Origin of the sequence: Shewanella sp. SM20, from assembly GCF_025654545.1 — a bacterium.
Classification (GTDB): Bacteria; Pseudomonadota; Gammaproteobacteria; order Enterobacterales; family Shewanellaceae; genus Shewanella; species Shewanella oncorhynchi.
On sequence record NZ_JAKKRK010000034.1, the window covers coordinates 47085 to 57791 of the forward strand.

Genomic DNA, 10707 nt, shown 5'->3' on the forward strand with positions numbered 1-10707 from the left:
CGTAATTTTGAGTTTTTATCAGGTAAATTCAAGGCGGCTGGGGATCAAAACGCCCAAACACCCGCGCACTCTAGCAGACTAATGTAACCCAAAGCTTAAAACTATAACGCCGTCCACAATAAACGTACGCCCACCAGCACCATTAAAATCAAGATGATGCGCTTAAATAACCTGTCGTTAATTTTATCTTGAATAAACAAACCTAGCTTTACCCCTAACCATGCCAGCGGCACCAGTAACAGGGAAACTAAAATATTCTCTTGGTTAATCTGCCCAAGCAAACTGTAGGGAATAAGCTTGACTAGATTCACCACCGCAAAAAAGACAACAGCCGTGGCTAAAAACTCCGCCTTAGCCAAACGCAGCGGCAACAAGTAAGCATTGAGTGGCGGCCCGCCCGCATGGGCAACAAAGCTCGTAAAGCCGGCGGTTAAGCCACACAAGCGTCCTACCAGAGGTAAAGGTGATGCTTGGGTTTTATCCCCCAGAATCAAACCATACAAACCAAAACCGAGGGACACACAGCCTAAAATCGCCCGTAGATATTCTTCATTCAACCTATCAAACAACAGATAAGCGATAAAAATACCCACTATCGCCGCGGGCAGTAATATCCATAAATGACGCGGATTATGTTGCCCCCACCAAGAACGCACACTCAAAAAATCCATATAAATCAGCAGCGGCAACATAAGCGCCGCCGCTGTGGTAGGGCTAATGGCCAGCGCCAATAGCGGGACAGTTAACCCGCCCACGCCACCCGCAAAACCGGATTTAGAAATCCCCGTAATCAATACTGCGGGTATTGCCACCAACCAAAAAAGAGGGTCCGTTAACATCAACACATCCTGAATAACGCCTTAAGGCTATCAAGTTACCTGTTGTTGGTGTGATAAAAAAGAGGCTGCACAGAGCTAACATCAAAAGTGCAATCACATAGATAAGTCAGCGAGCCTTAAATGAATAACAACCTCGCCCATAAAACACGGGATAAAAAGTAAAAAATCCGCAGTCATTTGGCTGCGGATTTTTTGTGTTAGCTTTTGGCTAAAGAGGAAAAGCTTAGCTTACGCCTATGCCGATTCAGCCGTCATATTCACTAAGCGAGGCGTACTCTTAGTCGCTTTCTTAGCTGACGCAGGGGTTTTGGGCTCTGGCATACGAATGGTTAATGACATGACTAACGCCACCACCAGCAACGCTAAAATCACGTTGAAGGTTGCAATAAAGCCACCAAATAACGAGGCGACAATCGAACCGATAATACTGCCGATACCGAAACCTAAGTAGATAACGCCATAGTTTTTAGTCAGGTTATTCAGGCCGAAGAAGTCGCTCACCAATGATGGATAAACAGTGATAGTACCGCCAAAACTAAAGGCAACGCAGGCAACCGCAATGAAGAACAGGTTAGCATTCAAAGGAATGAACAACAGTAACACCATACCGACTAAAGTGATGATCTGCGCCAGTGAAATAACGCGAATGCGGGGGATTTTGTCCGACAGTATACCCAGCACTAAACGACCACTGAGGTTTGCCATAGCAATCACAGCAACAGCATTGGCGGCGACCAGTACAGGCAAGTCGACCATCTTCTCACCGATATCTTTAGCCACACCAATCACATACAAACCACTCATACAGGCCGACAGGAACATCAGCGCCAGCATCCAGTATTGCGGCTTACGCATGGCTTCAGCGAGGGTGAAGTCGCGACTTTCGGCTTGCTGACTTGCGGCTGATTGTGCAGGCGCATCTTTCATCAACATACCGCCACACAAGACCAACGCCATGGCGATCAGCCCCCACAGTTGGAAGGTGGTTTCAAGGCCAGTGTTTTCGAGTAACAGCACGTTAATGTATTTAAATCCGAGGCTACCTAGACCATAAGCGCCAATCGCTAACGCCGAAATCAGCCCTTTGCGTTCGGGGAACCACTTCACGCAGTTAGACAAGGTCATCAAGTAGCCAGTGCCATCGGCAAAGCCCACTAAAATCCCAGCGCACAGGTAAAGCATCATCAAGTTACTGGCTTGGGCAGTGAGTAAGAATCCAACGCCGAGTAACAGGCCTGCGCCTAAGGTGACATTACGTACGCCAAAGCGTTCCTGTAATTTGCCCGCCATGGAAGATGCCACGGCCAAAGACAAACTCAGCAAACCAAATACAAACGCCACTTGGCTGACGGGTTCGTCGAGTTTAACGGCCAACTGCGCATTGAACAGGCTCCAAGTGTAAACTGAGCCGAGTGCAAACTGGGTGATAATAGTACCAACTAAGGTCAGGTACCGAGTACGGTTCATCTCTTTAGTCATGATGCATCTCGCTTTAGGGGATCAGGAATTGAGTCCACTATAAGAGAGATGCGATTCGCGCCGATCAATTAAGGCATGAAATACAGATCTGCAGGAATGAATGACAATTACAGCCTCATCAGCTGTCGAAAAGCCTTAATATTACTACGGCTAACGGGCACCTCGAACGACAAATCATGCAATCTAATCAGGTAAGTACTATTGAACCAAGGCACGATTTCGCGGATCTTGTTGATATTGACGCAATAGGAACGGTGACAGCGGAAAAAGCCTTCAGCAGGCAAGCGGCTGACAAACTCACTGATGGTCATCTGCATCACATAACGGTCGGTGCGGGTGTACACATAGGTGAGTTTTTCATCGGCCTCGGCATAATAAATTTGCTCGCAGGGCGTAACGATAATCCGCTCACCTTTAACTAAATTCACGGTTCGACTGGTGTTGCTCGCGGCCTCATGTTGCGGCTTTGGTGCTTGTCGTCCCACCTGTTCAATCTTCTGCAATAAGCTGATGATCCGCGGTTCATTGTAGGGCTTGAGAATATAATCGAAAGCTTCGAGCTCAAACGCTTCTACTGCAAATTCTTTATAGGCAGTAACAAACACCACATGGGGAGGATGGGTCGATTTATGCAGATTCTTCGCCAACAAAAGGCCATCGATGGACGGTATTTGGATATCCAAAAACACCACATCGACCTCGTGATCCTGCAAATATTTAAAGGCCTCTAAGCCATCCTCGAAGCTAGCCACTATGTCTATCTCACTGTGGCTCTTCACTAAATACTCTAGCTCCTCACGGGCAAGATATTCATCTTCAACTATGATGGCTTTTAACATACTTGCGCCTCATTTTCCGGTAAGTAAAAACTGACTTCAGTCCCCGGCTCGAGCCGTTTAAGCTGCAAACCTTCGCCGTACAATAACTTCACTCTCTGGTGCACATTCATCAGCCCGATACTGCTGCTTTCTACACGGCCAGCAGCTACACCATCAATCACCTCTTGGCGGATCCCATAGCCAGTATCGCGCACGGCGACGCGAATGCCTGCATCGAGTTTTTTCACTTCTATCGTCACTCTGCCCGGTGCACTACGCGGTTGAATGCCGTGCAAAATCGCGTTTTCCACCAGCGGCTGTAACAAGAGGCAAGGTACACAAAAATGCACATCGTCGACATCGAAGATCACTTCAAGCTTGTCGCCAAAGCGCGCCTGCTCGATCGCTACATAATCACGGACTTGCTTCACTTCTTCTTGGATATCAATCAGCTCATCGCCTTTAGCCAAGTTATAGCGCAGATAATCGGCCAGATTAGCAATCAACTGTCGCGCCTGCTGTGGCCGAATACGGATCAAAGAAGAAATCGCATTGAGGGCATTAAATAAAAAATGTGGATTAATCTTGCTCTGCAACGCCGTAAACTCCGCCTTGCGGGTCATCTCTTGCAGTTGCTCGATACGCGACACTTCCATCTGGGTCGAAATCAGCTGCGACAAACCCACAGCCATCTCCCGCAACGAGCTAGTGATACGATAGGTATTGCGATAGTAAATCTTCAGCGTGCCACTCACAGTGCCGTTTTCGCGCAGCGGGATTATGATGACCGAATGAAAATCCGATAAATGATATTGGCGTAAGTCATTGTTAATAATGTTTTGATCTTGCTCTATCGCCCTTTGAGTCATTTCGCTAATCGCTTGATGACCATCGACCTCGTAGTAATCTTTACCAACGCCCATATAGGCTAACACATCGCGAGTATCGGTAATCGCCACAGCATCGGCATGGATTTCATTGCGGATCACAGCGCACACTTGCTCTAAGGCATGGCGATCAATCTTGCGAAAAAAGGGTAAGGTTTTATTAGCAATATCCAGCGCGAGCTTGGCCTGTTTAGCGGCAATCAACTCTTTCTCATCGTCGAGGTCCTGCACTAACTTAATAATCAGTCCGATACACACAGTGCCCGCAATCATGGGATAGGCAATATGACTCACAATCTCAACGCCCACCTCGTGTGGCTCTGTCAGCAACCAAATCAACAACATGGTCAGCGTTTCACACAACATGCCCGCCACAATGCCATAAATCCACAACTTAGATTTGGGACATTTGTAATAAATCCACGTCGCCATAAGGCCGGCAATAATGCTAGCGATTAAACACGGAATAGAGGTATCGCCATCCATATCAATAAGATATCTATGCAGCCCCGACAGCACGCCCGCAGGAATACCAACCCAAGGACCAAATAGAATCCCGCCAGAAATAATTGCAATAATCCGCACGTTGACCAACGCGCCTTCAACCTCAATGCCGGTATAAGTACTAAACACTGCAAATAAGCAAAATATCGCCGCCACAGAAACCAACTCTGCGGGGGTATGATTACGCTTTTGGAATAAACGCTGAAACGGTCGAGTGCGAGTTAAAAAGAACAAGGTCATCAGCATCAAGGCCGCCCGTTCAAATACCGCCAGTAACATCATTTGATTTTCGAGCACGCTTTCTCCTTGATCTATCACGCTGAATCACAGCCCAACGTTATATTTACCAATGATATATTTATGAGTGTTAAGCCTGTACGCTGAATGGATTAGGGTGAAGACAGGCTTTGCCGCCAACACAAGCTCCCATAAAAGATAGACTCGATTTTGCAGATCCAACGTAAGACATGGATGATAAAAATCACCGAGCCCCAAACTTGTCAAACACTCGTATTTAGGCTCGAGTAAAACATCAAACGCTAATGCCCACATAAATACAGGCTTGCTAAAGTAAAGGACAGATAAAAGTCCCATTCACGCGGGCTCAGTCACACATTCGTACTTGAATTAGGCTATCAAAGTGTATCGAAGGACAATTTGAAGAACCTAAAACACGTTAAGTTAACCACTAAAAAGTGAAATTGCCCTCTATCAGGTCACTGCCACAATTTGCAAAATCGACTGGAATACCCGAAGCTAAAACCTTCGGCTCGAATGCAAGATGAGATCACCCCCATGCGAGATTCTAGGTTCACACTTAGCAGCACTGAACCGAGCCAAACTGAACTGAGCATGCCCTAGTAATGGAATAAGGAGCGAACATGAGTGAACTACAAGCACAGTTTTATGGTGGCCCTAAGGAATGTCCTATTGAAAATGGCCGCATTCAAGCTCAACGAATTGCCCCAAAAATCAGTGATGTCGGCGGCATACCTGTCGCACGGGCTATTCCACAAAAAGAGCGCCGCCTTATCGGCCCTTGGTGCTTTCTCGACCATATTGGCCCAATCACCGACGGCCCGCAGTTAAACGTCGGCCAACATCCACACATTGGATTGCAAACCTTTACTTGGATGCTCGAAGGCGAAATCATGCACAGGGACAGCCTAGGCAGTGCCCAAGTGATCCGCCCAAAACAAGTTAACCTAATGACAGCCGGACACGGCATAGCCCACACCGAAGAGTCGATAGCGGGCCATCACACTATGCACGCAGCCCAACTATGGATTGCCTTACCACTGGAACACAAAGATACCACTCCGAGATTCGATCACTACCCAGAGCTGCCGACTTGGCTCGAAGCGAATATCGAATTCACCCTACTGATTGGCAATTGGCATCATAAACAGGCGCCCACATTACACTTCTCACCTATCGTTGCCATAGATCTGTTTGCCGCCCATGACGCTGAACTCACTCTGAATCTCGACCCTAGTTTCGAATATGCCCTCATGCCACTGGAAGGCCGCTTCCAAATCGAGGATGACAGTTTTGATAATAACCACCTCGCCTACCTTGGCATGCTACGCGAAACCATCACCATAAAACTCGAGGCGGGTTGTCGCATACTGCTGATTGGCGGCGCGCCATTGGCTGATCCTGTCAGCATTTGGTGGAACTTTGTTGGCCATAGCAAAGATGAAATAGTCAAAGCACAGGCAGATTGGGAAGCCGAAGATCCCCGCTTCGCCGCCGTTACTGGCTATAGTGGCAAACGCTTAGTGCCCCCACCAATACCTTGGTGATGCTTAGCTCAATGACGGGCGGGTCAATGACTCAGGGTTAGTGGTTGGATAGGCACTTTGGCATCATACGTAATGGCCTACGCAAGGGTTAAGGCTTACAACATGAGTGTATGCGGTAAGCCTTATCATTTACCCAAAGTGTGATGTGAACAAGCTCGATTGGCCTAAGCTAAGTGCAAGCTAAGCCACTCACAAGGTTACAAATTTTACGGCATTTTTACGCGCTATCTTAAAATGCCTTTGCTAAAGTACAGGCACTTTCTTTATATGCGTCTTTCTATTCATGACTTCATCCATAGCGGCTCCCATGACACAATACTGGCGTTCGCACCCGACTTTATTTACCTTCATAGTGCTAGTGACGGCCATTTTCTGCAGCGCCTTTATCGATCACTTTTCAAACTCAACTATCGCCGTACTGCTGATTTTACAATTGGCCGTAGTGGCCGTAGCCCTACAATGCAACGCCAACTTGGCCTATTTTGCAGCAGTATTTGAGGCGACCAGCTTTAATTTTCTATTTACCACACCACGTTATTCACTACAGATGTTTAATCTTGAGGACATTCTCAATCTCAGTGTGTTTCTGCTTGTCGCCCTCACCACCAGCAAATTAGCTGAACACTATCGACGTCAGCAAGATGCTCTCGAACAAGCTCAGTTACGCAACAGTATTTTGCTGTCGGTTTCCCATGATTTACGCACCCCACTCGCCACTATCATTGGCACGCTCACCACCTTAAAGGAATACATGCCTAAGCTCAGTCCAGACCAAAAGGATGAGCTGATTGATAGCGCGGCCGCCGAAAGCCATCGCCTGCACCAATATATCGAAAACCTGCTGCAAGCCACTAAGTTACAACACGGCGCACTCAAGTTTAGCTTGAGTGAAGACGCCATAATGAATGTATTGCACCAAGCTATTGCCCGTTTTCCAGCCACGCAGCCGCGTATTATCATCAAGAGTGACGCCGATTTACCGTCACTGATGATCTGCAGTTCATTGATTGAGCAAGCTATTTTTAATGTATTGGATAATGCGCTGCGCTATTCGCCTTCTGATAAGCAAGTCATAGTAAAAGCGTATCAGCAGGGCGATGCGTTACTGTTAGATATCCAAGATGAGGGTCTTGGCATAGAACCCGCTCAGGCGCAGGCAATTTTTGAGCTCTTTTATCGCCAACATCCCTCAACCGATAGCGGCTCGGGCCTTGGGCTTGCTGTTGCTAAGGGCATAATTACCGCCCATGGTGGCCAGATCAGCGCCGAACCTGTCGCTCATGGCAGCCTTATTCGTATCGCATTGCCGATAAAAAAGGGAGAGGAATAAATGGCTTATAAGGTGCTGGTTGTCGATGACGAAGCGCAAATCCACACTTTTATGCGGATATCGTTAGAAGCGGAAGGATTCGAATATCATGGCGCTGCCTCGATTGCGTCAGCCCTAGCGCAATATCATGCGCAGCAGCCACACGTGTTAGTGCTCGATCTTGGCCTACCCGATGGTGATGGCATCAGCTTGCTGCAAACCCTACGTCAGAGTGACAAAGTGCCTGTGCTTATCTTAACCGCCCGCGATCAGGAGGAAGAAAAAATTCGTCTTTTGGAAGCAGGCGCCAATGACTATCTCAGCAAGCCATTTGGGATCAGGGAGTTAATCGCTCGCATCAAGGTTTTAGTCCGCGATTTAGTCGATGAACCGCCATTAAGTGATTTACTGCAGTTTGGCGCACTTAAGTTGCAAAAAAGTACCCACCAGCTTTGGCTCGATCAGCAAGAAATCGCCTTAACCAAAAAGGAGTTTGCCCTGATGGAGACCTTAATGTCTCACCCTGGTCAGCTCGTTAAACAAACTGAATTACTGCGGGATATTTGGGGTAAAACCCATCAAGAAGACAGTCATTATCTGCGGATCTTAGTCAGTCAGTTACGTAAAAAACTCAATGACAGCAGCGAGCAGCAGCTCATTAAGACAGAAGCGGGCCTAGGTTATCGCTTAACAAACAATAGATAAGCATTTGTTATAAAATAGAAAAGGATATTTTAATGGCACATTTTACCGTTATTGGCTTAGGGAGATTTGGTGTCGCCGCTAGCCTAGAATTGATCCACTTAGGCCACACGGTCACTGGCGTGGATAGTGACCCTAAAATGGTGGAAAAATACGTAGAAGACTTAACCGAAGCGGTTATTTGTGATTGTTCCGACGAAGCTGCACTTCGTGAGCTAGACCTCGCAAACAGTGAAGCCGTACTGGTCGCAATTGGCGAAGATATGCAATCAAGTTTGCTGTGCACCTTGGCACTGAAAAATCTGGGAGTAGAAGTCATTTGGGTCAAAGCCAGCACTAAAGCCCATCACACTATCGTCTCTAAACTCGGCGTCGCCCGCATCATACATCCAGAGGAAGAAATGGGCATACGTGTCGCCCAGTCGCTCAACTATCCTATGGTGAACAATTTCCTGCCGATTGGTGATGGTCTCTATGTGGTCGAGATCCATATCAAGCCTCACCTTGATCAAACCACTGTCAGCCAACTCCTCGGCGCTGCACAGGATGATGTTAAAGATGATGTAAAAAGCAATGTGATACGCAACCCTAAAGGCAAAGTCGCCGCCATTATGGTTAAGCGGGATCTGACGGTTTTCAGCAAAATTGATAGTCAATTTATCCTGCAAACGAATGACGCCTTACTGCTCTGCGGTAGCCGTACTGAGCTCAAATACCTAGCGCCAAGGTTGGTGTAACTTGGTTCAATGGCATCCCTCCATCATGGCGATTGAGCATAAACCCAAATCGAGTAAAAAGCTGTTAGGCGCACCGCCCTTTATCCTAAGCGTGAGCTTTGCATTATTGATCATCTTAGGCACTTGCTTACTCAAACTGCCCATAGCAACCGCATCTTCTATTACGTGGCTACAAAGTCTGTTCACGGCCACCTCGGCGGTAACAGTGACAGGGCTTGTCGTTGTCGATACTGGCACTGTTTTTACGCCCTTTGGGCAAATAATCATAGCGCTGTTAATCCAATGCGGTGGACTTGGGCTGATGACCTTCGCCATTGTCACCCTGATCGCCATTGGTGGTAGAATTGGTTTTTTACACCAAACAGTCGCAAAAGAGGCTTTTAATCAAACTGATACATCGACTCTAGTGTCAACGGCAAAATCAGTGTTAGTGTTTTCCTTACTGGTTGAAGCCGTAGGCATGGCCATTCTTTCCGTGTACTGGAGTCAGGAACTTGGTTGGAAAACCAGCTTATTCCACGGTTTTTTCTACACCATCAGCGCCTTTAACAACGCAGGTTTTGCCCTCAGTGCCGACAGCCTAATGCCCTATGTTGCCGATCCTGTCATTAACCTCACCATCACGGGCCTGCTCATCATAGGTGGCCTCGGATTTTCGGTGTGGATAGATCTTCGTAGGAACAAACGTTGGTCAAAACTCAGCGTTTACAGCCGCATGATGATCACAGGCACTATGATTATCAACGCCATCGCCGTGATTGCGATTTACTTTATTGAGTACAACAACCCCAATACCTTGGCGCCCTTAAGCGAACTCGGGAAATGGTTAGCCTCATGGTTTCAAGCCGTGACACCGCGCACCGCAGGCTTTAATACACTAGCAATTGACCAACTCGAAGATGGTACAACGCTACTCATGCTGGTATTGATGTTTATTGGCGGCGGCTCACTAAGTACCGCCAGCGGTGTTAAAGTCGTCACCTTTATGGTGCTCATCTTGGCAACTTATGGCTATTTACGCCGCGATGAAGCTATTTATGTATTTAAGCGCGAGATCCCCAAAGACACTGTCAGCAAAGCCTTGGCGCTAACCATGATCTCTATTGGCGTCACTTGGCTAGCCATCTTCGCACTGGTATTAAGTGAAAACGCACCGTTAATTGATATCGTCTTTGAGGCAGTATCAGCACTGGGCACAGTCGGTTTGTCCCGAGGTTTAACAGGCAACTTAACGACTCTAGGCCAAGCCATCATCATTTTTATAATGTTCATGGGTCGCCTCGGCCCACTCGTACTCGCCTACTTCCTCGCCAGCCCAAGGACCAAGAAACTGCGCTACGCAGAAACCAAATTAGCAATTGGGTAAGGATTGATTGGTGGTAAGCGTAACGCCAACCACACCTTGCGGTGTGGCTGGTGATCAGTAAGGCAGGAGTTGCTGTAGTTTCTCTTGGGTGTTGGCTTTGGGTAGCTCGGTTAATAAGCGGCATAGGTAATCATACGGCTCCAGTCCGTTGATTTTTGAGGTCTCGACCAGGCTGTACAGTGCCGCACTGGCTTGTGCTCCCGTCTTGGTATTGGCGAACAACCACGCCTTGCGACCAATCACGAACGGTTTGATGGCGCG

Annotated in this window: 10 protein-coding genes; 5 read left to right on the forward strand and 5 right to left on the reverse strand. The window is 47.6% G+C overall.

Annotation, left to right across the window (positions count from 1 at the left end; all coding sequences use genetic code 11):
- Positions 1–101: 101 nt before the first annotated feature.
- From L5M18_RS14835 to L5M18_RS14850, 4 genes are all read right to left on the reverse strand, one after another.
- The gene (locus L5M18_RS14835; protein WP_263197526.1) at positions 102–839 is read right to left on the reverse strand and encodes a sulfite exporter TauE/SafE family protein; all 738 of its coding nucleotides are present in this window, start codon (positions 837–839) and stop codon (positions 102–104) included.
- Between the two features lie 234 nt (positions 840–1073).
- A complete protein-coding gene (locus L5M18_RS14840; RefSeq protein WP_263197529.1) occupies positions 1074–2318 on the reverse strand; it encodes an MFS transporter in 1245 nt (414 codons plus the stop codon).
- Positions 2319–2425: 107 nt separating this feature from the next.
- Complete coding sequence (locus L5M18_RS14845) at positions 2426–3157, reverse strand: LytR/AlgR family response regulator transcription factor (protein WP_105250908.1); 732 nt, start codon at positions 3155–3157, stop codon at positions 2426–2428.
- A complete protein-coding gene (locus L5M18_RS14850; RefSeq protein WP_311981269.1) occupies positions 3151–4824 on the reverse strand; it encodes a sensor histidine kinase in 1674 nt (557 codons plus the stop codon). The genes L5M18_RS14845 and L5M18_RS14850 overlap by 7 nt, the downstream gene beginning before the upstream one ends.
- 584 nt (positions 4825–5408) lie before the next feature.
- Here L5M18_RS14850 and L5M18_RS14855 point away from each other — a divergent pair.
- From L5M18_RS14855 to L5M18_RS14875, 5 genes are all read left to right on the forward strand, one after another.
- A complete protein-coding gene (locus L5M18_RS14855; protein ID WP_113941212.1) occupies positions 5409–6332 on the forward strand; it encodes a pirin family protein in 924 nt (307 codons plus the stop codon).
- A gap of 283 nt (positions 6333–6615) precedes the next feature.
- Positions 6616–7662 (forward strand): PAS domain-containing sensor histidine kinase, encoded by a 1047-nt coding sequence (locus L5M18_RS14860; RefSeq protein WP_263197530.1) that lies wholly within the window; start codon positions 6616–6618, stop codon positions 7660–7662.
- A complete protein-coding gene (locus L5M18_RS14865; protein ID WP_131524531.1) occupies positions 7663–8346 on the forward strand; it encodes a response regulator transcription factor in 684 nt (227 codons plus the stop codon).
- Between the two features lie 32 nt (positions 8347–8378).
- The gene (locus tag L5M18_RS14870; RefSeq protein ID WP_113941209.1) at positions 8379–9080 is read left to right on the forward strand and encodes a potassium channel family protein; all 702 of its coding nucleotides are present in this window, start codon (positions 8379–8381) and stop codon (positions 9078–9080) included.
- 1 nt (position 9081) lies between these two features.
- Positions 9082–10446, forward strand: a complete 1365-nt coding sequence (locus tag L5M18_RS14875) for a TrkH family potassium uptake protein (protein WP_263197531.1) — start codon at positions 9082–9084, stop codon at positions 10444–10446.
- 54 nt (positions 10447–10500) lie between these two features.
- On the opposite strand, the gene L5M18_RS14880 is transcribed toward L5M18_RS14875, so the two are convergent.
- On the reverse strand, positions 10501–10707 hold a 207-nt coding region (locus tag L5M18_RS14880; protein WP_263197534.1), incomplete at its 5' end, for a transposase domain-containing protein.